General features: G+C 41.2%; 1 protein-coding gene. It reads left to right on the forward strand.

Annotation, left to right across the window (positions count from 1 at the left end):
• The coding region (locus HMPREF9075_RS13420; protein WP_009415001.1) for a hypothetical protein at window positions 1–296 on the forward strand (296 nt) is incomplete at both ends.

The following is a 296-nucleotide window of genomic DNA, read 5'->3' on the forward strand; positions in this document are numbered from 1 at the left end:
TTATGTATATTATAAAATCAGAGATATTAAAGATCCTACTCATTTTGCCATTGCTACTGCCACTGTAATTGTAACGACACCCACCACATCAACTTCTACTACCACAACAAGCACCACAACGGCAACTACCACAAGCACTACCATACCCCTTACTGCACAAGACGATACTTACACCGTTACCTATAGTAACGAACCTCAAATAGTAGGCAGTGTTTATGATAACGACCATTATGGCACGGCTACCCCTACCGACAAAGAGGTACAATTTAGCTACATTCGTAGGAGTACCGATAACA

It is taken from the genome of Capnocytophaga sp. oral taxon 332 str. F0381, from assembly GCF_000318275.2.
In the GTDB taxonomy this organism is placed as follows: domain Bacteria; phylum Bacteroidota; class Bacteroidia; order Flavobacteriales; family Flavobacteriaceae; genus Capnocytophaga; species Capnocytophaga bilenii.